Source organism: Streptomyces echinatus, from assembly GCF_014203595.1.
Lineage (GTDB): Bacteria > Actinomycetota > Actinomycetes > Streptomycetales > Streptomycetaceae > Streptomyces > Streptomyces echinatus.
Map to the genome: position 1 here is coordinate 744,564 of NZ_JACHJK010000003.1, position 21,388 is coordinate 765,951.

General features: G+C 72.5%; 18 protein-coding genes. 8 read left to right on the forward strand and 10 right to left on the reverse strand.

What is annotated here, in order from left to right; genetic code table 11:
• Positions 1-41: 41 nt before the first annotated feature.
• The gene (locus tag FHS34_RS12100) at positions 42-1,121 is read left to right on the forward strand and encodes a YncE family protein (RefSeq protein ID WP_184964064.1); all 1,080 of its coding nucleotides are present in this window, start codon (positions 42-44) and stop codon (positions 1,119-1,121) included.
• Between the two features lie 91 nt (positions 1,122-1,212).
• The gene (locus FHS34_RS12105; RefSeq protein ID WP_184964066.1) at positions 1,213-2,097 is read left to right on the forward strand and encodes an NAD(P)H-binding protein; all 885 of its coding nucleotides are present in this window, start codon (positions 1,213-1,215) and stop codon (positions 2,095-2,097) included.
• A gap of 84 nt (positions 2,098-2,181) precedes the next feature.
• Here the strand turns inward: FHS34_RS12105 and FHS34_RS12110 are convergent, their stop codons facing one another.
• Positions 2,182-2,748 carry a TetR/AcrR family transcriptional regulator gene (locus FHS34_RS12110; RefSeq protein ID WP_184964068.1) on the reverse strand — a complete coding sequence of 189 codons (567 nt, stop codon included), beginning with the start codon at positions 2,746-2,748 and terminating at the stop codon, positions 2,182-2,184.
• 86 nt (positions 2,749-2,834) lie between these two features.
• Between FHS34_RS12110 and FHS34_RS12115 the strand changes: the two genes are divergently transcribed.
• Positions 2,835-3,755 (forward strand): SDR family oxidoreductase, encoded by a 921-nt coding sequence (locus FHS34_RS12115; RefSeq protein ID WP_184964070.1) that lies wholly within the window; start codon positions 2,835-2,837, stop codon positions 3,753-3,755.
• Between the two features lie 85 nt (positions 3,756-3,840).
• Here FHS34_RS12115 and FHS34_RS12120 read toward each other — a convergent pair whose 3' ends face one another.
• Complete coding sequence (locus tag FHS34_RS12120) at positions 3,841-6,030, reverse strand: MMPL family transporter (RefSeq protein WP_184964072.1); 2,190 nt, start codon at positions 6,028-6,030, stop codon at positions 3,841-3,843.
• A 748-nt stretch (positions 6,031-6,778) separates the two neighbouring features.
• Between FHS34_RS12120 and FHS34_RS12125 the strand changes: the two genes are divergently transcribed.
• Positions 6,779-7,558, forward strand: a complete 780-nt coding sequence (locus FHS34_RS12125) for a DUF1206 domain-containing protein (protein WP_225817362.1) — start codon at positions 6,779-6,781, stop codon at positions 7,556-7,558.
• A 12-nt stretch (positions 7,559-7,570) separates the two neighbouring features.
• On the opposite strand, the gene FHS34_RS12130 is transcribed toward FHS34_RS12125, so the two are convergent.
• Together FHS34_RS12130 and FHS34_RS12135 are read right to left on the reverse strand one after the other, a co-directional pair.
• Positions 7,571-9,277, reverse strand: coding sequence for an LCP family protein (locus FHS34_RS12130; protein ID WP_225817363.1), 1,707 nt, complete (start codon positions 9,275-9,277; stop codon positions 7,571-7,573).
• 270 nt (positions 9,278-9,547) lie between these two features.
• Positions 9,548-10,567 carry an urea transporter gene (locus tag FHS34_RS12135; RefSeq protein WP_225817364.1) on the reverse strand — a complete coding sequence of 340 codons (1,020 nt, stop codon included), beginning with the start codon at positions 10,565-10,567 and terminating at the stop codon, positions 9,548-9,550.
• Between the two features lie 289 nt (positions 10,568-10,856).
• Here FHS34_RS12135 and FHS34_RS12140 point away from each other — a divergent pair, with 289 nt between their 5' ends.
• Positions 10,857-11,228 (forward strand): STAS domain-containing protein, encoded by a 372-nt coding sequence (locus tag FHS34_RS12140; RefSeq protein ID WP_225817365.1) that lies wholly within the window; start codon positions 10,857-10,859, stop codon positions 11,226-11,228.
• 16 nt (positions 11,229-11,244) lie between these two features.
• Here the strand turns inward: FHS34_RS12140 and FHS34_RS44420 are convergent, their stop codons facing one another.
• Positions 11,245-11,322 carry a hypothetical protein gene (locus FHS34_RS44420; RefSeq protein ID WP_465964370.1) on the reverse strand — a complete coding sequence of 26 codons (78 nt, stop codon included), beginning with the start codon at positions 11,320-11,322 and terminating at the stop codon, positions 11,245-11,247.
• 196 nt (positions 11,323-11,518) lie between these two features.
• Between FHS34_RS44420 and FHS34_RS12145 the strand changes: the two genes are divergently transcribed.
• Positions 11,519-11,995, forward strand: a complete 477-nt coding sequence (locus FHS34_RS12145) for a GreA/GreB family elongation factor (RefSeq protein ID WP_184964078.1) — start codon at positions 11,519-11,521, stop codon at positions 11,993-11,995.
• A 162-nt stretch (positions 11,996-12,157) separates the two neighbouring features.
• Here the strand turns inward: FHS34_RS12145 and FHS34_RS12150 are convergent, their stop codons facing one another.
• The 5 genes from FHS34_RS12150 to FHS34_RS12170 all read right to left on the reverse strand — a co-directional run bounded on the left by FHS34_RS12150 (position 12,158) and on the right by FHS34_RS12170 (position 18,928).
• Positions 12,158-14,683, reverse strand: coding sequence for an ATP-dependent Clp protease ATP-binding subunit (locus FHS34_RS12150; protein ID WP_184964080.1), 2,526 nt, complete (start codon positions 14,681-14,683; stop codon positions 12,158-12,160).
• A gap of 132 nt (positions 14,684-14,815) precedes the next feature.
• Positions 14,816-15,778, reverse strand: a complete 963-nt coding sequence (locus tag FHS34_RS12155) for a Dyp-type peroxidase (protein WP_184964082.1) — start codon at positions 15,776-15,778, stop codon at positions 14,816-14,818.
• Between the two features lie 135 nt (positions 15,779-15,913).
• On the reverse strand, positions 15,914-16,282 hold the full coding sequence (locus FHS34_RS12160) for an NUDIX hydrolase (protein WP_184964084.1): 369 nt from the start codon (positions 16,280-16,282) through the stop codon (positions 15,914-15,916).
• A gap of 133 nt (positions 16,283-16,415) precedes the next feature.
• Positions 16,416-17,297, reverse strand: a complete 882-nt coding sequence (locus tag FHS34_RS12165) for a diacylglycerol kinase family protein (RefSeq protein WP_184964086.1) — start codon at positions 17,295-17,297, stop codon at positions 16,416-16,418.
• A 38-nt stretch (positions 17,298-17,335) separates the two neighbouring features.
• The gene (locus FHS34_RS12170; RefSeq protein ID WP_184964088.1) at positions 17,336-18,928 is read right to left on the reverse strand and encodes an FAD-binding oxidoreductase; all 1,593 of its coding nucleotides are present in this window, start codon (positions 18,926-18,928) and stop codon (positions 17,336-17,338) included.
• Positions 18,929-19,034: 106 nt separating this feature from the next.
• Here FHS34_RS12170 and FHS34_RS12175 point away from each other — a divergent pair, with 106 nt between their 5' ends.
• Both FHS34_RS12175 and FHS34_RS12180 read left to right on the forward strand, forming a co-directional pair.
• Positions 19,035-19,634: a TetR/AcrR family transcriptional regulator gene (locus FHS34_RS12175; protein WP_184964090.1), complete on the forward strand. Its 600-nt coding sequence runs from the start codon at positions 19,035-19,037 to the stop codon at positions 19,632-19,634.
• Complete coding sequence (locus FHS34_RS12180) at positions 19,631-21,214, forward strand: glycerol-3-phosphate dehydrogenase/oxidase (RefSeq protein WP_184964092.1); 1,584 nt, start codon at positions 19,631-19,633, stop codon at positions 21,212-21,214. The genes FHS34_RS12175 and FHS34_RS12180 overlap by 4 nt, the downstream gene beginning before the upstream one ends.
• Positions 21,215-21,388 lie beyond the last annotated feature (174 nt).

The window sequence follows — 21,388 nt, forward strand, 5'->3', positions numbered from 1 at the left end:
CGCGCGGCCCGCCGACGACTCGTCCGAGGAGCCCTCCTTTCATGCAACAGCCCTCCCGTCTCCCCACGCACCAGTCCGCCCGCGCCGGCCGAGAAGGCGATGTGCTGGCGGTCGTCAGCCAGGGCGGAGCGACGGTCTCGTTCTTCGACGCCGCCTCCGACCGGCTGCTCGGTACGACCGACGTCCTCGCCGAGCCCCATGAGCTGTGCTTCGACCCGACGGAGCGGCTGCTGTGGTGCACCTCGGCGTACCGCTCGGGCTACTACCACGCGAACGGCGGCCGGCGCACCGAGGTGACCGTCATCGACCCCGGCACCCGCCGCGTGGTGGAGGTCGTCGACCTCGCGCCGGAACACGGGCCGCACGGGCTGGCACTGGATCCGGCCCGCCGTCGCCTCTACGTCAGTGTGGAGGGCTCGGCGGACCGGCCGGGCGGTGTGGTCGTGATCGACACGGCGACCCGTCGGCCGGTGGGCCGGATCGACACGGGCGCGCCGGGCCCGCACTGGTTCGCCGTCGATCCGGCGGGCAGGACGGGGTACGCCACCAACAAGGAGGCGCCGTTCGTGTCGGTGGTGGACCTCGAACGGGGCGTCATGACCGCGGAGATCGAGGTGCCGGGCAGCGAGGGACTCGCCGTCTCGGCCGACGGCGGACTGGTGTTCGTCGCCGCGCCCTACGCCGGTGCCTTCTCCGGCCACGGCGAGGAGCGGCCCGCCGAGGGCATCCGGGTCATCGACACCAGGACGGCCTCGGTGGTCGACACGCTGCCCGCGGAGAACGTCGTCATGCCGGTGCATGTGACGTCGACGGGGAAGCTGCTCGCCGGTGAGATGCGGATGGAGCCGGACCCGGTGTACCTGCTCGGCCGGCAGGCGCCGGGGCGTCTGTCGGTGTTCTGCGCGGACAGCCGTCGGCGGCTCGGCGAGCTGGAGACCGGGCTGGGCCCGCTGACCATCACCTCGTCCCCCGACGGCCGGATCGGCTACGTCGCGTGCGTCGTCTCGTCCGTCGTCGACGTCGTCGACCTGGAGACGCTGGAGCGTCTGGCCCGGCTCGACATCGCCAAGTCCGGCGAGCCCGGCGCCCACGGGCTGGCGTATCTCCCGCGCCCGTCCTGACCCCGGCTCAGCCGCTGTCGCGAAACCCGCCGGCCGGCCCCAGGACGCCGGCCGGCCCCCCTTCGGCCCCAAGGAAGAGGAAACACCTCATATGCTCGTGATCACCGCGCCCACCAGCGCCATCGGCCGTCCGCTCGTGGACGACCTGCTCGACCGCGGGGAGCACCTGCGCCTCGTCGCCCGGGACGCCTCGCGGCTCGCTCCCGAGGTCCGCGAGCGCGTCGAACTCGTCGTGGGCTCGCACGGCGACACCGATGTGATCGACCGGGCGTGTGCCGGCGCCGAGGCCGTCTTCTGGCTCGCGCCCGCCGACCCGGCCGCGCCGGACGCCGAGGCCGCCTACACCGGCTTCACCCGCCCGGCGTGCGCGGCCTTCGCCCGCCACGGCGTCGGCAGGGTCGTCGGCATCTCCGCGCTCGGCCGTGGGACGCCGATGGCGGAGCACGCCGGTCCGGTGACCGCTTCGCTGGCGATGGACGACCTGATCGCCGCCTCGGGGGTCGCCTACCGCGCGGTCGTCTGCCCGTCCTTCATGCACAACCTGCTGCACCAGGCCGGTGCGATCAGGGACCAGGGCGTGTTCTCCATGATGACCGACCCGGACCTGAAGAGCCCCCTCGTGGCCACGCGTGACATCGCCGCCACCGCCGCGCGGCTGTTGGCGGACGAATCCTGGCAGGGGGCGGGCGAGGTGGCGTGTCTCGGCCCCGAGGACCTGTCACCGCGCGAGATGGCGGGGATCCTCTCCGAGGTCCTCGGCACCCGGATCGACTACCGTCAGGTTCCGGGGGCGGCCTTCAAGGACCGCCTCACCGGCTTCGGGACGAGCGAGGCGATGGCGCAGGCGATGGCCGACATGTTCGACGCCAAGAACCGGGGCCTCGACAACGCCGAGCCGCGCACGGCGGAGTCGACGACGCCGACGACGTTCCGGCAGTGGTGCGAGGAGGTGCTGAAGCCCGCCGTCAGGGCGTGAGGCCGGCCGGGCCTGCCGCCGGAGCCGTCCGGGCCGGCTGGGCACCGCGCTCGCCGCCCGGCGACCGTCCCGTCCGGAGGGGGCTCAGCTCCCCGCGGCGACGGCCCTGAGCTCGGTCAGCGCTTCCCGTACCAGCTGGGCCAGGTCCCGGTCCTCGGCCGCCGCGATCCAGCGTTCGAAGCCGACCTTGAAGACCGACACCCCGGCCTCGGCGGCCAGGCTCGCGGCCGGCTCGGCGACTCCGCGCAGGCGCAGGGTGTCGGCGAGAGCGGCCGACAGCGAGGCGAGTTTGATGAGTTCGCGTTCCCGGAGTTCCGCGTTGGCCGTGATCACGGCGTGGCGCGCGCGTGCGAAGGGCCGCCGGTCGGCGAAGACCGCGCAGACCGCGTGGAGCCCGAGTGCCAGCGCGTCGATGGGTGCCGCGTTCTCCGGGGCGTCGGCGACCGCCCGTACGAACAGTTCCTGCAGGTCGCGGGAGCCGGCGAACAGCACCTCGCGCTTGTCGGCGTAGTGCCGGAAGAAGGTCCGTTCGGTCAGCCCGGCCCGCTTGGCGATCTCCGCCACGGTGGTCTGTTCGTACCCGCGCTCGCCGTAGAGCCCCAACGCCGCTTCCGCCAGGCGCTCGCGCGCGTTCGGCTCCCATCTGCCCATGCGCAGATCCTACGTGACGGCAGTGACTGACATCGGGTGCTAGGGTCGATGACAGTCACTGACATCGAGAGTCTGGGGTTCCACCCATGCGTATCTTCGTGACCGGGGCGTCCGGCTGGATCGGTTCCGCCCTCGTGCCCGATCTCGTCGAGGCGGGACATCACGTCGTCGGTCTGGCCCGGTCCGACACCGCCGCCGAAGCGCTCGCCACGGCCGGGGCCGAGGCGGTCCGCGGCTCCCTCGACGACCTCGACGTCCTGCGGGACGCGGCCGCCGCCTCGGACGGCGTGATCCACCTCGCCTTCAAGCACGACCTGGCCTTCGGCGGGGACTTCCAGGGCGCCGCCGAGGCCGATCGCCGCGCCGCAGACGCCCTCGGCGACGCCCTCGCCGGCACCGGCCGGCCCTTCGTCCTCGCCTCCGGGCTGCTCGGTGTCGCGCCCGGGCGGGTGGCGACCGAGCGGGACAGGCCCGCGACCGAGGGCTCGGCCGTCTCGGTGCGGGCGGCCACCGCCGAGGCGGTGCTCGCGCTCGCCTCGCGCGGAGTTCGCTCGTCCGTGGTGCGGCTCTCCCCGACCTGCCACGGCGACGGGGACAACGGCTTCATGGCGAGCCTGGTCGCCACCGCCCGGGCCAAGGGCGTCTCCGGCTATCTCGGCGACGGCGCCAACCGCTGGCCGGCCGTGCACCGGCTCGACGCCGCCCGTCTGTTCCGGCTGGCGGCCGAGAAGGCACCCGCGGGATCGGTGCTGCACGGCGCCGTGGAGGAGGGCGTCACGCTCCGGGACATCGCGGAGGTGATCGGCCGTCACCTCGACGTGCCGGTGGCATCCGTGGCGCCCGAGGACGCGGCCGGACACTTCGCCTGGCTGGGTGGCGTCCTAGGTCTCGACGCCGCCGCGTCGAGCACCCTCACCCGCGAACTCCTCGACTGGGAACCGGTCCGGCCCGGCCTGCTCGCGGACCTCGACAAGGGCCACTACTTCCAGGGCGCCGCCACCGGCTGACCGGTACACCGGAGGTCCCGGAACGCGAAGGAGTCCTGCCGGGCCACAAGGCCCGGCAGGACTCCTCCGGTCACACCGGCTGCCGCTAGCCGCGGCGCCCGGCGGGATCGTGGGCGGTGTCCCGGTCCTCATCCACCCGCGGCGCGGAGTCCGCGGTCGCGGCGACCGCGCCGGCGGCCGGGGCCTCCGCCCGGTCCCCGTGGCCCGGCCACCAGGCGGCGTGGCCGATCAGGGCCGTGAGGCTCGGAGTGAAGAACATCGCCATGACGAACGCGGCGACCGCGATACCGAAGGAGACCGCGAAACCCATCTCCGAGAGCAGCGAGTTGCCCGCCAGCATCATGGTGGCGAAGGTCGCCGCCAGGATGAAGCCCGCCGCGGCCACGGTCGGCCCGGCGTGCCGCAGCGCCATACCGGCCGCCTCGCGCGGATCGCGGCCCTCTCGGGCCTCCTCGCGCAGCCGGGCGATCATGAGGATGTTGTAGTCGGTGCCGATGGCGACCACGAAGAGATACATGATCACCGGCAGCATGAACATCAGGCCCGAGTGCCCCTGGCCCTCCTGGAAGATCCACACGGTGGCACCGAGGGTCGCGCCGAAGCCGAGACCCACGGAGGCCATCAGGTACCAGGGCGCGACCACGCTGCGCAGCAGCAGGCCCAGGATCACCATGATCAGGATGGCGGCGACCGGGAAGACCGTCTTGTAGTCGTGGTTGACCGCCGCGTGGATGTCCTTGAAGATCGAGGACATGCCGCCGACGAGCGCCTCGGTGCCCGGGGGCGCCGTCGAGTGCGCGACGTCGCGGACCCGGCCCACGGCGTCGATCGCCTTGTCCGTCGACGCCTCGTACTTGAGCGTGACGGTGAAGTCCGCGGTGGTGCCCTCCTTGTTCACCTCGGCCATGCGGGCGCTCGCGACGCCGTCCACCGCGCCGAGCCGCCGCGCGTACGCGTCGAAGGCGGACTTGTCCAGCGGCTTGCCGTCGGTGCTGGACAGGTAGACGTCGGTGGGTGCCGCGGCGCCCGCCGAGTACGCCTTCTGCATCTCGTCCTGGACGACCATGGACTCCTTGGTCTTGGGCATGGAGCCCGACGCCAGGTCGAAGGTCGCCTTGTAGCCGAACGTGCCGACCGACAGGGCGAGCAGGATGAGGCCGGAGAGCAGCGCGGTGAGCGCCGGGCGGCGCTGGACGCCTCGGCCGAGTGCGGCGAAGCGGGCGTTCTCCGGTTCCTTCTGCCAGGACTTCGAGGGCCAGAAGACCTTCGGGCCGATGAGCGAGACCACGGCGGGGATCAGGGTCAGGCCCGCGACCAGCGTGGCGGCGACCGCGATGGCGAGCGCCGGGCCCATCTGCTTCAGGAAGCCCAGCGTGGAGAGCACCAGGGCGAGGAACGCGATGATGACGGCACCCGCCGCCGAGGCGATGGCCTCGCCGACCCGGCCGACCGCGTTGACCATGGCCTCCTTGGGCTCCTCACCCGCGCGCAGGCTTTCGCGATATCGGAATATCAGGAACAGGAAGTAGTCCGTGCCGACGCCGAAGAGAACGACGATCAGGATGGACGAGATCGAGCTGTTGGCCTGGAGGTCGAACAGCTTGGTGGCGTAGGCGATCAGTCCGTTGGCGACGGCGGACACCAGGCCGATCAGCACCAATGGCAGGATGGCGAGAATCGGCGCACGGAAGATGATCAACAGCGTTACCAGAATGATGACAAAGGTACCGATACCGATCAACGCCTGGCCACGCTTGGACGAATCCTGCTGGTCGAGGGCCTGCGCGGCGGAGCCGCCCAGCTTGACGTCGAGATCCGTGCCCTTGGCCAGATTCTTGGCCTCTTCGCGCAACTCCTTCGCCGCGTCGGCCTGTTTGGGCTGACCGGCGTTCTTGCTGTCCATCTGGACCAGGGTCATGGCATACCTGCCGTCCTCGGACGGCTGGCCGGGGACGACCTTCTGCACCTGGTCGATGTGCTTCTTGCCCAGCTCGGACGTGATCCGGGCGACATCCTTCTGGTCGGCGGCGGTGAGCTTGCCGCCGTCGGTGCGCTGGTAGAGCGCGATCGCGGACGGAGTGAAGGCGCTGGGGAACGCCCTCTCCTGGAGGTCCGCCGCTTTGATCGATTCGTAACTCTTGGGTAGAAAACTGCTTTCGTCACTGTTCGAGGGCAGGCTCGGAGCGGTGGCGACGATCGCCACCGCCGCGATGAGCCACGCCACGATCGTCCACACGGGATGACGGACGACGGCGCTGCCTATTCGTCGGAACATGCGGAGGGTCCTCCTGGGAAGGAAGATCACCGCAGCCCGGGGAGCGGTCCCTGGCATCGGCGACCCCGACCGGCGCACGTCGAACGGGCCGGTCGCATGGTTGTCTTGGTTTCACATCCTAGTAACCAGGACCACACGGTCTCACATGAGATTCTCCCGAGCCCCGGCATGGCGGACAAATCCGGCCGAATTACGGGACGTTGCCGATGAGGCGAGTGAACGGCCCACGGCCGGGCGGGCGTTCGGCCGACCGCGCCGCGAACCCGCCGTGTGCCCGCACCGGGCCGGCGTCGGCCGGCGGCCCCGCCCCGGCCCCGTCGCCCCGACCCGCGTACGGCAGGATCGGACACGGCAACGACGGTACGGGAGTGGGCATGGCGTGGTCCGAGCGGGTGGTCGTCCGGGACGGTGTCCGGCTGGTCTGTCGTGACTGGGCGGGGCCGCGCGGCCGTGCGGAAGGGGACGCGGGCGTCCTCACCGGCGGGCTGCTCAGCGCCGGGGCGTGCGCGGTACTGAGCGGCGGGCGGCTGCCGCGTCACCCGCCGCGGCCCGCCGCTCGGGGACGATCCGCCGGTCGTTTCCGCGCGGGGGCGCGCTGACCGGGATCGCCGGTTCGGCGCGCCGGGCCGCACCGGCCGCGGCGGGCAGGTGTCGGACCCGGTCGCGGGGGCATCGGCGCTATATGGATGCACGGTCATGGGTGTGGCGCGGACGAGGCCGGGCGCGCCGGGCGGCGGACAGCACGGCGATGTCCGTGGCGGCCCGGTCGGGTTTCGTGGCGCGCGGGCTGATCTACGTACTCGTGGGAGTCATCGCGCTGCAGATCGCCTTCGGCGGTGACGGCGGCGGCCAGCAGGCCGACCGCGGCGGTGCCCTCGGTGAGCTGGCCGGGCAGCCGCTCGGGTCGGTGATGCTGTGGATCGTGGGCATCGCGCTGGCCGGGATGGCGCTGTGGGGGCTGTCGGAGGCGGTGTTCGGCGGCGCGGGACCCGACGGGTCGAAACCGTCCCGGCGGGCGGCCGCCCTGTTCCGTTTCGTCCTCTACTGCTTCGTGTCGTACTCGGTGCTCTCGTACGCGGCCGGGGACCGGGGCAGCGGCAGCGGGTCGTCGGACCGGCAGAGCGACGACGTCACCGCCCGGGTCCTGGACTGGCCGGCCGGCCAGTGGCTCGTCGGGGCCGTGGGCGCCGCGGTGGTGATCGCCGGGCTGTGGATGTCGGTGCGGGCCGTGCGGAAGAAGTTCCGCGAGGAGCTGCGCGGCGGTGACATGTCCGGCAGGACCGAGCGGGTCGTCGACTTCCTGGGGGTGACGGGCGGTACGGCCCGTGGTGCCGTGTTCGCGGCGGCCGGTGTGTTCGCGCTCGTCGCGGCCGTCCGGCACCGGCCGGGAGAGGCCAGGGGCATGGACGACACACTGCGGGGGTTCCGGGATCTGCCGGCCGGACCCTGGCTGCTCGCCGTGGTCGCGCTCGGCCTGGCGGCGTTCGGTGTCTTCTCCTGGTGCGACGCCCGCTGGCACAAGGTCTGACCCGTCGGCCGGTCAGGCGTCGGAGTCGGGCTTGCTCCGCGCCGCCGCGTACGCCTGGGCCGGTGTCATGGGGACGCCGTCGAGCATGACCGTCTTGTAGGGGCTGACCTTGGCGCAGGTCTTGGCCTGGTCGGCGGTGGAGGCGTGGGCGTCGGAGACGGCGGCCTTGGTGTCGGCCGGTGCCGGGGACGCGGTGGACGCGCCCGGGTATGTGCTTCCGCCGGGCCAGTCACTGCCGACCACCAGGGTCAGGTCCTGTCCGGTGCCCTGCTTCAGCCGGGAGGGGGGCAGGCCGAGTGCCTTGGCCACCGTCTGGGCCGCGGCCTTCCGGCCGGTGCCGTAGGTGAGCGTGGTGCTCGTCGCGGGGCTGGGAGCGTTGGCCGTGGAGGTGGAGCCGAAGCCCTGGCCGGTGAGGGCGCTCGCGATGACGGAGGCCCGGCCGGTGATGCCCGTGCCGTTCTCCACCGTCACGGCGATCCGCGACGCGGGCACGGCGGAGGCGGTGGCCCTGGCCTTGGCGGTCGCCGAGGCCGCCCCGGACTTCTTGCCGGAGCCGGTGGTCAGGGACTGGTCGTCGGCGATGGTGGCGAACAGGCTCCGCGCGCCCGGGCCGACGACCACGCGGTCACTGTCGGCCGGGTCGGGCGCGGTCTGCATGGTCGCGAAGGTGATCCGGTCGGTGGGCACCTTGTTCACGTCGCCGGCGAGCGCGATCAGCTTCTTCACGCTGCCCAGTCCGTCGTCCACGGTCAGCGCCTTGGTGGCGGCGTCGGAGAGCTTGTAGACCGCGGTCGGGTCGGTGAGCGTGCCCGCGCTCTTGAACTTGCGGATCATCGCGCTGAGGAAGATGTGCTGCGAGATCGTACGGCCGAGGTCGCTGCCGTCCCCGAAGCCGTGCCGGGACCGTACGAACTCCAGGGCGGCGACGCCCTTGAGGGTGTGGGCGCCCTGGGACAGCTTCAGGTGGGAGTAGGTGTCGTAGACGTCGTCGTCGACGCAGACGGAGACGCCGCCGACCGCGTCGGACATCTTGACGACACCGGAGAAGTCGAGCTTGACGAAGTGGTCGATGGGGATGCCGGTGAGCCGGTGGACGGTGGCCACCTGGCAGGCGGGGCCGTACTGGAGCGCGCTGTTGATCTGGCCGTAGTAGCCGGGGGTGGACTGGCCGCTCTCGCCGTCCTTGCAGGCCGGGACCTTGCTCATGGTGTCGCGCGGGATGCTCATCACGGTGGCGTTGGAGCGGTCCGCGGATATGTGCAGCACCATCTGCACGTCCGCGTTGCTGCCGGTCTGCACCCCGGTCGTCGAGCAGCCGCCGCCGAGCTTGCAGTCCTTCTCACTGGTGCGGCCGTCCGAGCCCATGACCAGGATGTTGATCGGGGTACGGCCGAAGGCGTCGGCCTTCTCCGTGCCGCCCTTGCCGTCCAGCGAGACGCTGTGGATGTTGCCGTTCAGGTGCTGGTAGAACCACCAGCCCGCGCCGGCGGTGACCACGACGAGGACGGACAGGCCGACCGCGGTGGCCTTCAGCACCTTTCTGCCGCGGCTCAGCCGGCGGGGCCCCCGTTCGCCGGGTGCACCAGCGGGCGCGGGCGAGGTGGAGGGCCGGCCGCCCGGCGGACCCGTCTCGTCCGGCTCGGCCGTGCGCTGCCCGGGCACCTGTGTGCGGCGGCTGCGCGTGGCCTGGCCGGCCGGCCCGTCCCACGGGTCGCTCATCTTCCACTCCCCTGAACGGTCGGGCCTGTGCGAAGTCGATTGCGTAGTTGCGCAATCTAACAAACAGGTGGCCCGAGCAGCCCGGATGCACACCCGATTCACAGGTGAGGCATCTCATCACCGCCCGGGTGAGGCGTCTCGCCGCCTCGGCGGCGGGCCGGGCGGGCAGCGGGAGTCTACGTGCCCTTCCTGAGTACCCGGAGCCGCGCCGGCCGGACCGGTTCGCCCCGGCTCCGCGGTACCGGCCGGCCACGTCGGGCGGGCCGTGATCTACGCGGCCGGCGCCGGGGTGCCGGACTGGTGCGGGGGCAGCCCGTCCGGGGCGGGGGTCCGGCCGGTCAGCCGGGGGAAGGAGCGGGCGGCGGTCAGGAAGCCGAGCGTCGTCAGCACGAACGGCCAGGTGAACGCGTGCCCGCCGGACGGGGCGAGCAGATGGGCGACGGCCGGTGTCACGGCGGTCGCCGTCGCGGCACCCAGCAGCGCGTACAGCAGCGTGGCCGGGGCCGCCGTAAGGAAGACGCCACATAGCGCGAGGGCCACCAGCACCGCGTTGTAGCCCATGGAGCCGTCGGCGATCCTGGCCGTCGGCGCGCCGAGCGCCCAGGCGGTCAGGACACCCGTGGCACTGCCCGCACAGGCCACCAGTCCCGCCGGCCGGCTGGCCAGGAAGAGTCCCGCGAGCAGCAGCGCTCCCACGTACCACTCGTCCAGGAAGAACACCTGGGAGACATTGCGGAAGAACGCCCGCCACAGGTCGCCCGGCTGCGGCACGCTCGGGCCGGACGCCGCGTGGGGCAGCGCGGCGAGGCTGCCTCCGTGCGGCCAGATCCGTCCGAAGGCGGGCGCGGCGACCGTGACCGCGCTCGCCAGCAGGCAGTACGGGAGGGTCAGCGACGGCAGGTGCCACACGCTCAGCAGCCTGACCACGGCCGCCGTGGCGACCGCGGTCACGACGCAGCCCGCGGCGGCGAGCAGCAGGGTGGAGAGCCGGCTCGGGTCCAGGAACACCGCGAGGCAGAGGGCGAACAGGCAGGAGTTGAAGCCCTCCAGCCCCTGTTCGACCCGGTCGCGGGCCACGTGCAGCAGACGTGCGGTGGCGGTGCCGAGGACGGCTCCGCCGAGGGCGTAGCCGCCGTACCGCCAGTCCACCGTGGCGAGGGCGCAGCAGAAGACGGCGCCCGTCCATGCGTCGGCCAGGAACATCACCTGGGACGGGCCGCGCAGCAGCCACGCCCCGAATCCCGCGCCGCGCCCCCGGCGCCACCACCGGACACCGACCGACCGTCGCACGTCCCGCCCCCTCACCCGCCACAAAGCCCCCGCACTATTCCGCAGTGCGACACATATTTTCCGGCATACGATACTTCCTGTCGAGGCCGCCCAACGTCGGCGAGCGACGCGGCCGGAGCCACCGGGATGTCCACGCCCGGCGTGAACGGACGCTCCGGCGGCCGAGCCGGGCGTGAAGCGGCATCACATCGGATGCGGCGCGGTCGGTCCGCATCGTCCGGGGGATCCGGGGCAATCTTCCGGAGAGGGAAGCTCTGGGCAAGGATCGGCGGACGTGGACGAGGGACGCGTGACAGACACGGCAGGCACGAACGAGCAGGCGGAACCGGAAGGCCTGTCGGTCGTCCGGTCCACCGTCGACGGGGTCACCGTGGTCACGGTGACCGGTGAGGTCGACCATCACACCTCGGGCATCCTGCGGGACGCCCTCGCCCCCGAGGACCCCGCCCCCGGCGCGCGCACCGTCGCGGACCTCAGCGGCGTACCGTTCATGGACTCCAGCGGCATCAACGTCCTCATCGCCGGCCATCAGGCCCACGATCCGGCGGGCTGGCTGCGACTGGCGGGCGTCCGCGGGCCGGTCCTGCGGACCCTGGAGATCGTCGGCCTCACACCCCTCATCGCCTGCTACCCCAGCGTCCGCGACGCCCTGGAGGACTGAGGGGCCACCACCGGGTTCAGGACTGCGGGCGTCGCCCGTGGTTCGCCGGGTGATTGCGGCGCGACTTCTTCTTCCTGCGTCGCTTCGAGGACATGGCCACCTCCCTTCGCCGTCACGGACGGAGCACCGGCGGCTTCAGGGAGCCCCGAATGCGGACATATTGCACACTATCCCCGCATCACTCTCTGCTCCACCGCAAGCCGCGAGAGCAACCGACTGTCTGCTTATGATGCGAAATGCCGGATTGTCCACCTCGGTCCGGCACCATCCGCCGCAGAGGAGCAGACACCATGACCGGTGACCCGCAGCCCATCAGCGCGCAGGCTCGTCGTGGGCTGGAGCAGGAGCTGACCGACCTCCGGGACGAGCGCCGGCTCGTCGCCGGAACGCTCCACGACTCCGTTTCGGTGGGCGACCAGGCCGACCAGGCGGACGAGTTGCAGCGCGCCGATCAGCTGGAACGCCTGGACCGGCGGATCGAGGACATCACCGTACGGCTGCGCCAGGCGGCGGAGGCCGGCCCCGCCCCCACCGACGAGGTCGGCGTCGGCAGCACCGTCTCCGTCCGCTTCCCGGACGGCTCGGTGGAGAGCCTGCAGGTCGGAGAGGTCGCCGAGGCACTGGACCAGACCCTGGTCACCGCAGACAGCCCGCTCGGCCGCGCGCTGCTCGGCCACCGGCCCGGGGACACCGTTCGCTACGACACCCCGGACGGGCCGGCGACGGCGGTCGTGGTCTCGATCGGCGGGCCTCCGCCCTCGTCGTGACGGCCCAGGGCCGCTGCCCCGGCGGCTCCGTGACCGCCACCGCGCCGGCTCCGTGATCAGCACCGCGCCGGCTTCGTGTCCGTCGCTGCGCCGGCTTCGTGAACCGCCGCACCGCCCGGCTCCGGGACACCGGAGCCGGGCGGTGCTCAGCAGGCGCCGCTCTTACGTGCCGGAGGCCGCCTGGGTGCCGGAGGGCGTACCGGGGTCGTTCTTCCGCACCCAGCAGTGGAGCGAGTCGTGGACCACATCGGCCACGATGGTGTCGCCGGGCTCGGCCTCGCCGCCGAGCAGGAGGTCGGCGATGCGGTTGTCGAGTTCCGCCTGGATCGTGCGACGCAGCGGACGGGCGCCGAACTCCGGCTTGTGACCGTGGGCGATGAGGAGCTTCTTGGCCGCCTCGCTGACCTCCAGGCCCATGCCCTGGGCGTGCAGTCGGCGCTTGCTGCGGTCCAGCAGATGGTCCACGATCTGCCCCAGGTCGTCCTGGGTCAGGCCGTGGAAGATGATGATGTCGTCGATCCGGTTGAGGAACTCCGGCAGGAATCTCGTGCGCAGGTCGTCCATCAACTCGTCCTTGAGCTCGGACACATCGCCCTTGTGGTCCAGGATGCGGTGCGCGCCGATGTTCGAGGTCATGATGATGACGCAGTGCCGGAAGTCGACGGTGCGGCCCTGGGCGTCGGTCAGCCGCCCGTCGTCCAGGATCTGCAGCAGCGTGTTGAAGACGTCGGGGTGGGCCTTCTCCACCTCGTCGAAGAGCACCACGCTGTAGGGCTGCCGGCGGACCTTCTCGGTGAGCTGGCCCGCCTCCTCGTAACCGACGTACCCGGGAGGCGCGCCGACCAGCCGGGCGACGGTGTGCTTCTCCTGGAACTCGCTCATGTCGAAGCGGATCATGTGGTCCTCGGTGCCGAACAGGATGGCGGCGAGGGTCTTGGCGAGTTCGGTCTTGCCGACACCGGTCGGGCCGAGGAAGAGGAACGACCCCACGGGACGGTTCGGGTCCCCCATACCTGCGCGGTTGCGGCGTACGGCCTGGGAGATCGCGGTGACCGCCTCGTCCTGGCCGACGATCCTCGCGTGCATCTCCTCTTCGAGACGGAGGAGCTTCTCCTTCTCGCTGGCGGTGAGCTGGGAGACCGGGATGCCGGTGCGGCGGGCGATGACGTCGGCGATGTCGGCGGGCGAGACGGAGACGATGCCCTCGCGGCGCTCCTCGATGCCGGCCAGCTCGCCCTCCGCTTCGGCGATCTGCCGCTTCAGCTCCGACGCCTTCTCGAAGTCCTCGGCGGACACGGCCTGCTCGAGTTCCCGGCGCAGCTTGGCGATACGGTCCTCGCGGCTGACGATCTCGGTGGAGCGGCCCGCGCTGCGCAGCCGTACCCGGGCGCCGGCCTGGTCCATCACGTCGATCGCCTTGTCCGGCAGGAAACGGTCGCTGATGTACCGGTCGGACAGTTCGGCCGCGGCCACCAGGGCGGCGTCGTCGAAGCGGACCTGGTGGTGTGCCTCGTAGGAGTCGCGCAGCCCTTCGAGGATCTGCACCGTCTCCTCGACGGTGGGCTCCGGGACCAGCACCGGCTGGAAGCGCCGCTCCAGGGCGGCGTCCTTCTCGATGTACTTGCGGTACTCGTCGATGGTCGTGGCGCCCACGACATGCAGTTCTCCGCGCGCGAGGGCGGGCTTGAGCATGTTGCCCGCGTCCATCGAGCCCTCGCCGGTGGCACCGGCGCCCACGACCGTGTGCAGTTCGTCGATGAAGAGGATGATGTCGCCGCCGGCCGCCTGGACGTCCTCGATGACCTTCTTCAGGCGTTCCTCGAACTGCCCCCGGTACTGGGCCCCCGCCACCATGCCCGACAGATCCAGCGAGACGACCCGCTTGTCCTTCAGGGTGTCGGGGACCTCGCCCGCCACGATGCGCTGGGAGAGCCCCTCCACGATGGCGGTCTTGCCGACTCCGGGTTCCCCGATCAGCACGGGATTGTTCTTGGTGCGCCGCGAGAGGATCTCGACGGTCTGCTCGATCTCCCCGGACCGCCCGACGACCGGGTCGAGCTTGCCCGCCCTGGCCTCGTCGGTCAGGTCGCGGCCGAACTCGTCCAGTGTCGTGGCCGGCTTCTTCCGCTCGGCGGGGGCGCCCTCGGCACGCGCCGCCGTCTGTTCGCTGAGCCCCGCCAGGCGCTGGGTGTCCAGGCCCTCGGCCCGCAGCATCCGGGCCGCACCCGAGTCGCTGTCGCCGATCAGGGCGCCGAGGATGTGCTCGGGACCGATGTAGGACACACCGGCCGCCTGTGACTGGGCGTAGGCGGCGCCGAGCGTGCGCTTGGCCGCCGGGGTGAGGCCGGGTTGCGCCGAGGGCTCGCCGGATTCGCGGGGCAGGATCTTCGCCAGCTCGGCGGCGAGTGTGTCGGGGTCCATGCCGACCTGTGCGAGCAGCCGGCGCGAGGGGTCCACCTGTGTGGCCGCCCAGAGCAGGTGCTCGGTGTCGAGGTCGGAAGTGCCGTCCTCGACGGCCCGCTGCGCGGCCAGATTGAGCAGCTCCTGTGACGATTCGGTCAGCAGCCGCCCGATGGGTACGCGCTGCACGGCGGGTGGCGAGGAGGCCGGCGACATACCGAAGAAACGATTCAGCAGCTCACTGAAGGGGTCCGACGAACCGAAAGGTGCACCGAACGACATCGACATGACAGCTCCTGGCGCGCGTGAGGTCAGCGATCCGCGAGCGATGACCGCGAGGGGGATCCACTCGGATCGACGACATGAAGGGTCGGCAACACGAAAGGTCGGCAAGGCGAAGCACCCGCGAGGGGTCCGTATTCACTGAACCCCTGTGCGGACGGCGCCGCAAGCGGAAGGCGGGGGCGGGAGATCGTCGAGAAAGGTCAGGGTCGGCACGTGGAAGAGACAGCCCGTGACCGGGACCGAGAAATCGAGAATTCTGTCGTGCTGTCCCTGCCGCCGGCCCAGAAACATGTTTCTCAGCATCTCCTCCGTCACGTCCGGAGTGCGGGCATATCCGATGAAATAGGTACCGAACTCACCTTTCCCGATGCTGCCGAACGGCATGTTCTCCCGTACGATCTTGCGCTCGTTCCCGTTCTCGTCGGTGAGGGTGTTCAGCGCGACATGGGAATCCGCGGGCTTCACGTCGTCGGGCAGTTCGATATTGGCCTGCTTCGTGCGCCCGATGACCTTCTCCTGCGCCTCGGACGGCAGTGCGTTCCAGGCCGCCATGTCGTGCAGGTATTTCTGGACGGTCACATAGCTGCCGCCCGCGAACTCCGGATCCTCGTCGCCGACGAACACCGCGTCGGCCGCCGGCTGCCCTTCGGGATTCTCGCTGCCGTCCACGAAACCGAGCAGATCGCGCTCGTCGAAGAACTTGAAGCCATGCACCTCGTCGGCCACCGTGGCCGCTCCGTCCAGCCGTTCGCCCAGCAGCCGCGCCAGCTCGAAACAGAGGTCCATGCGGTGGGAACGGATGTGGAAGAGCAGGTCACCGGCGGTCCCGAGGGCGCGGTGGCGGGGGCCCACCACATCCACGAAGGGGTGCAGATCCCGTGGCCTGGGCCCGCTGAACAGCCGGTCCCAGGCCGCCGATCCGATGCCTGTGACGCAGCTCAGCTCCTCGGCGGGCTCGCGGAAGGCGACCGAGCGGCGCAGGCCGGAGACGTCCTCCAGCAAGTCCCGGACCCGGTCCTCGCCGCCGGGTGCGATCGTGACGACGAGGAACACGGCGGCCCTGGCCGGCGGGACGACGACGGGCTGTGGCTCGGACACGGGCGTCTGCCTCCTGAGTGCCTTCCGCACCAGCATCGCGCGGCCGCGCCCGCTCGGCAGGTCGTACGCGAGGCCGCGCCTCGGAGCCGGGCGGCGCCTCAGCCCTCCGGGCGGCCGGACCGGGCTCTCGCCCGTTCAGACGCGGGTATGTCCCCGCAGGTAGGTGCGCACGGTGTCCGGCAGGGGCGTGTCGGCGGTCTCCTCGATGGGGGCCCAGCGCAGCCGGTCGGGCGTGAGACGGCCGCCGCCGGACGGTGACTCGCTCAGCAGCGGGCAGACGACGGCCGTCTCCTCCGCGTCCTCACCCGGTCCCAGCGGATCGGTGCCGTCGACGAGGTATCCGGTGATCTCGTAGACGATCCGCGCCGCGGCGACCCGGGCCGTCTCGGCCGGCTGCGGGATGCCCGAGGGCAGCCCCCAGCCGTCTCCGTCCGACACCAGCAGCAGGCGCCCGTCGTACACGACGACCGCCCGCACGACTCCCACGGCCTGCTCCAGCGTCATCCCGTCCACCACCCCTTCCGGCACCTCGTGCCTACCCCGGGACGGGCGGGTGATGCGCCGTAACACGGGGGCGGGCGCCGCCGGTTCGGGAGCCGGGCCGTGAAGTCCCGCTTCAGTGCCGTGGAATCACCCGTCAGTACAGCACCGGCAGGTCCCCGGGCCGTACCCGCAGGGTGACCGGGAGGGTGGCCTCCACCTCGCCATCGGCGCCGTAGGGGACGGGCCGGTCGGCCTCGATGCGCAGTTCCTTGCCGCGCAGGACCCGCACTTCGGGGCGGCGGACGTGGGTGCCGGTCTTCAGCTCGTTCATCATGGTGAAGAACAGCCGGCGCGGCGCCTCACGGATCATCACGACGTCCAGCAGGCCGTCGTCGACGCGCGCGTCGGGCGCGATGAGCCGGCCGGAGCCGTAGTAGGGGGAGTTGGCCGCGACGACGGTGTAGCCGCGGTGGGTGTGTTCCTCGCCGTCGACGGTGACGCGGTAGTCGGCCGCCCGCCAGGTGGTGACGGCGCGCAGGCCGCCCGCGTAGTAGGAGGCGGCACCGCGCAGCAGGCGGGCGTTGTTGGCGTGCCGGTTGGCCTCCGCGTCGACTCCGGCGTACACGCTGCCGAGGACGACCGTGCGCGGGTGGACGGCCGACTCCACCTCGATGGTGTCGACGGGCCGGGGCTCGGCGTGCAGCAGGATGTCGGCGAGGGCGCCGGGGTCGGCGGGCAGGTCCAGCGCGCGGGCGAAGTCGTTGCCGCGGCCGGCGGGTACGAGGCCGAGGACGGTGCCGGTGCCGCTGAGCGCGCCGCCGATGCCGCCGGCGATGCCGTCGCCGCCCACGGCCAGGACGATACGGCCGCGCTCCCCGGCCGTGCGGGCGATTTCCTGGGCGTGGGCGAGGCTGTGGCTGTACTCGGTCTCCAGCCCGGCGCCGGCCGCGCGGAGCAGCCGGGCCAGCTGGAGCAGGGTCGCCGCCCCGGTCGAGCCGCCCGCGGTGGGGTTGACGACGGCGGTGAACTGGCGCATCGGTGTGCCTTTCGAGGCGGGCGGTCGGATCGGGTGGGTCAGTCGGTGGGCAGCAGGACGCCGGGGTTGAGAAGACCCTCGGGGTCCAGTCGGCGCTTGACGGCGCGCAAGGCCGAGATGCCGAGCGGACCGGCCTCGCGGACGTACCAGTCGCGGTGGTCGGTGCCGACCCCGTGGTGGTGGGAGATGGTGCCGCCGGCGGCCAGCACGGCCTCGTTGGCGGCGTGCTTGGCGGGCGTCCAGTGGGCCACCGGGTCCTCGCCCTGGGCGCTGACGACGGTGAAGTACAGCGAGGCACCGTTCTCGTAGACGTGGGAGATGTGGCACATCACCAGGGGCGGGGTGCCGGCCTCGGTGAGGGTGTCCGTCAGCGCGGTGCGGACGGCCGTGTACAGGTCCGGGACGCGCGACCAGAAGGCCGCGGTCTCCAGCGTCTCGGCGAAGGCGCCCACGTCGAGCAGGGCGTCGCGCAGGTAGGGCGCGGAGTAGCGGCCGTGCGCCCAGCGTTCGCCGGGTTCCGCGCCGACCAGGGTGCCGCCGCAGGCCGTCAGGACGGCCGCCGCCCGCTCGCGGCGGTGTGCGGTGTCCTCCGGCGTTCCCTCGTACCCGGCGATCGCGAGGCAGCCGGCGCCGCCCTGCGCCAGGTCGGCGCCGATCGCGTCGGGCTGGGCAAGGCCGATCAGCGTCTCGGTCTCGTCGGACAGGCGCAGCACGGTCGGCCGTGGCCCGTCCTGGGCGAGCCGGCGCAGTGCGGCGGCACCCTCCTCGAAGGAGCCGAACCGCCAGCCCTCGTACACCCGGACCTCGGGCAGGGGGCGGATCCGCACGGTGACGGAGGTGATGACGCCGAAGGCGCCCTCGGAGCCCAGGACCAGCTGGCGCAGGTCGGGACCGGCGGCGGAGCGCGGGGCCCGGCCGGTCTCGAGGGTGCCCTCGGGGGTGGCGACGGTCAGGCCGAGGACCATCTCGTCGAAGCGGCCGTATCCGGCGGACGCCTGCCCGCTGGAGCGGGCGGCGGCGAAACCGCCGATGGTGGCCCACTCGAAGGACTGCGGGAAGTGGCCGAGGGTGAAGCCCTGTTCGGCGAGCAGGGCCTCGGCCTCGGGGGCGCGCAGGCCCGGCTGGAGGGTCGCGGTGCGGGAGACGGGGTCCAGGTCGAGCAGGCCGTTCATGCGGCGCAGGTCCAGGGCGACGAACGCGCTGCGCTGCGGGGCGAGTCCGCCGACCACCGAGGTGCCGCCGCCGAAGGGGACGACGGCCAGGCCGTGCGCGGCGCAGGCGCGCAGGACGGCGAGGACCTCGTCGTGACCGGCCGGCAGGACGACGGCCTGGGGTACGTCGGCAAGGTCGCCGGCGCGCATGCGCAGCAGGTCGGGGGTGGACTTGCCGCGGGTGTGCCGGACGCGGCTCTCCGGGTCGGTGCGCACGTGCTCGTCGCCGCCGACGGCGTCGGCGAGCGCCTTCAGGGCGGCGGACTCGGCCGTGGTGGCGGGCGGGCGGACGTCCTCGAGGGCGAGTGCGGGCGTGGTCTGCGGCTTGACGCCGAGCAGGTCGCGCAGCAGCCCGGTCACCGTCTCGGGCAGCGGCGCCGCCTTGGCCGGGTCGCCCCAGCCGTTCCACAGCATGTCCATTGAACGGTCGTCCTCACAGGTCGGTGTGCTCGGCTCGCGCGGCTCGGCTGCCGTCTCCGGGGCCGGACCGCTTCCGTCCCGCCCCCGGGGCGTTACACTGTGACACATGACGCCTATTCGTCACAACGGTTCGGACAGTGATTCCGTGCTCGACGCGGCACGCGACTGTGTGCTCGCCGTCGGGGTACGGCGCACGACGCTCGCCGACGTCGCCCGCCGCGCCGGTGTCTCCCGGATGACGCTGTACCGGCGCTGGCCGGACCTGCAGACCCTCGTGGGCGATCTGATGACCCGGGAGTGGATCGAGGTGGCCACCCGGGCCATACCGGCAGCCACGCCCGGTGTCGGCACACGCTCCCGGATCGTGGACGGGATGGTGGCCGGCGTGGAGGCGTTCCGGGCACATCCCCTCTTCCGCAAGATCCTCGACGTGGATCCGGAACTGCTGCTGCCGTACGTGCTCGACCGGCGCGGCGCGAGTCAGGAGGCGCTGCTGATGCTGCTGGCCGACGCGCTGCGCGAGGGCCACGCGGACGGGTCGGTCCGGCCCGGCCACACCGAACGGCAGGCGCGCGCCCTGCTGTTGACCGTGCAGTCCTTCACGCTGTCCCTGCGCACGATGACCGACGAGAACGATCCGGAGCTGGACTCCGCCGCGTTCCTCGGTGAGCTGCGCACCCTTCTGGAGAGGACCCTGACGCCATGAGCCACACCGAGGCCGCGCCCGGCTCGTCCCTCAGCGCACACCGGCGCGGCCGGGAACTGACCGAGGCCACGGACGGCCGGGTGGCCGACGTCCTGGTCGTCGGACTGGGCGCCACGGGCGCCGGAGCCGCGCTGGACGCGGCGGCCCGCGGGCTGGACGTCGTCGCGGTGGACGCCCACGACCTGGCCTTCGGCACCTCCCGCTGGAGCTCGAAGCTGATCCACGGCGGGCTGCGCTATCTGGCGTCCGCGCAGTTCGACGTCGCCCACGAGAGCGCGGTCGAACGCGGGGTGCTGATGACCCGTACCGCCCCGCACCTGGTCGCCGCCCAGCCGTTCGTGCTGCCGCTGACCCCGCTGGTGTCCCGGGCCCAGGCCTCGCTGGCCTGGGCCGGGTTCCGGGCGGGGGACATGCTGCGGCTGGCCGCGCGCACGCCGCGTCAGGTCCTGCCCGCACCGCGCCGGCTGTCGGCGACGGAGGCCCGGCACCTGGCACCCGCGGTCCGCGCGTCCGGGCTGCGCGGCGGACTGCTGTCCTGGGACGGCAAGGTGACCGACGACGCCCGCCTGGTGACCGCCCTGGCCCGGACGGCCGCCGGTCACGGAGCCCGGGTGCTGACCCGGGTACGGGCCCTGGAGCTGACCGGTTCGGGCGCCCGGATCCGGGACGAACTCACCGGCGAGGAGGGCGAGATCAGGGCGCGCGCCGTGATCAACGCCACCGGGGTGTGGGCGGGCGCCCTCGCCGACGGCATCCGGATCCGCCCGTCGCGCGGCACCCACCTCGTCCTGCGCTCGGAGCGGCTCGGCACCCTGCCGGCCGGCCTGCACATCCCGATCCCCGGGGAGACCAACCGCTTCGTCCTGGTCCTGCCCCAGGGGGACGGCCGGGTCTACGTCGGCCTCACCGACGAGCCCGTCGACGGCGGGATCCCGGACGTGCCCGAGGTCCCCGAGACCGACATCGGCTTCCTGCTGGACGTGCTCGGATCCATCCTGGACGTCCCCGTGTCCCGGGACGAGGTCGTCGGCGCCTTCGCCGGGCTGCGTCCGCTGCTGGACACCTCCGCGCACGACGGCCCGGACGGGGGGCCCGCGCGCACCTCCGACATCTCGCGCCGGCACGCGGTGCTGACCTCGCCCGACGGCGTCACCACCGTGGTCGGCGGCAAGCTCACCACCTACCGGCGCATGGCGCAGGACGCGGTGGACGCCGCGGCCGAGGCGCGTGGCCTGCGGGTGGGCCCCTCCCCCACCTCCACCCTGCCGCTGGTCGGCGCCGCCGCCCCCGGACGGCTGCGCGCCCAGCCCGCACCCCGGCACCTGGTCCGCCGCTACGGCACCGAGGCCGTGGCGGTGCATGCCCTCGCGACCCAGGACCCCGCGCTGGCCGAGCCGGTGCTGCCCGGCCACCCCGTCACGCGGGCCGAACTCCTCTGGGCGGTGCGGCACGAGGGCGCGCTGGACGAGGCGGACCTCCTGGACCGCCGCACCCGAATCGGCCTGGTCCCCGAGGACCGCGCCGAGGTACTCCCCCTCGCCCGGGAGATCCTGAACCGAACGGCGGCCCCCCGCCCCTGAGCAACGGTGCCGCACCACCGGGGCGGCGGGCAGGGTGCCGGTGGGGCGGAGCAGGGGGCTTATTCGATTGCGGCGCTGTCACCGCCCCGGCATCCTCCGACTCATCCCGCTCCGGCCGTCCGCCGAAGGAGGCAGTCCGTGGTGACCGTTCCCGCCCGTCGTGTGGTGCTCCTC

What these genes read in the sequence shown, in the direction of transcription:
- FHS34_RS12100 (WP_184964064.1), top strand. Translation starts at nt 42, where the DNA reads ATGCAACAGCCCTCCCGTCTCCCCACGCACCAGTCCGCCCGCGCCGGC.
- FHS34_RS12120 (WP_184964072.1), bottom strand. Translation starts at nt 6,030, where the DNA reads ATGTTCCGACGAATAGGCAGCGCCGTCGTCCGTCATCCCGTGTGGACG.
- FHS34_RS12165 (WP_184964086.1), bottom strand. Translation starts at nt 17,297, where the DNA reads ATGCGCCAGTTCACCGCCGTCGTCAACCCCACCGCGGGCGGCTCGACC.
- FHS34_RS44420 (WP_465964370.1), bottom strand. Translation starts at nt 11,322, where the DNA reads ATGTCCTCGAAGCGACGCAGGAAGAAGAAGTCGCGCCGCAATCACCCG.
- FHS34_RS12115 (WP_184964070.1), top strand. Translation starts at nt 2,835, where the DNA reads ATGCGTATCTTCGTGACCGGGGCGTCCGGCTGGATCGGTTCCGCCCTC.
- FHS34_RS12150 (WP_184964080.1), bottom strand. Translation starts at nt 14,683, where the DNA reads ATGTCGATGTCGTTCGGTGCACCTTTCGGTTCGTCGGACCCCTTCAGT.
- FHS34_RS12125 (WP_225817362.1), top strand. Translation starts at nt 6,779, where the DNA reads ATGTCCGTGGCGGCCCGGTCGGGTTTCGTGGCGCGCGGGCTGATCTAC.
- FHS34_RS12160 (WP_184964084.1), bottom strand. Translation starts at nt 16,282, where the DNA reads ATGACGCTGGAGCAGGCCGTGGGAGTCGTGCGGGCGGTCGTCGTGTAC.
- FHS34_RS12175 (WP_184964090.1), top strand. Translation starts at nt 19,035, where the DNA reads ATGACGCCTATTCGTCACAACGGTTCGGACAGTGATTCCGTGCTCGAC.
- FHS34_RS12170 (WP_184964088.1), bottom strand. Translation starts at nt 18,928, where the DNA reads ATGGACATGCTGTGGAACGGCTGGGGCGACCCGGCCAAGGCGGCGCCG.
- FHS34_RS12110 (WP_184964068.1), bottom strand. Translation starts at nt 2,748, where the DNA reads ATGGGCAGATGGGAGCCGAACGCGCGCGAGCGCCTGGCGGAAGCGGCG.
- FHS34_RS12145 (WP_184964078.1), top strand. Translation starts at nt 11,519, where the DNA reads ATGACCGGTGACCCGCAGCCCATCAGCGCGCAGGCTCGTCGTGGGCTG.
- FHS34_RS12130 (WP_225817363.1), bottom strand. Translation starts at nt 9,277, where the DNA reads ATGAGCGACCCGTGGGACGGGCCGGCCGGCCAGGCCACGCGCAGCCGC.
- FHS34_RS12180 (WP_184964092.1), top strand. Translation starts at nt 19,631, where the DNA reads ATGAGCCACACCGAGGCCGCGCCCGGCTCGTCCCTCAGCGCACACCGG.
- FHS34_RS12105 (WP_184964066.1), top strand. Translation starts at nt 1,213, where the DNA reads ATGCTCGTGATCACCGCGCCCACCAGCGCCATCGGCCGTCCGCTCGTG.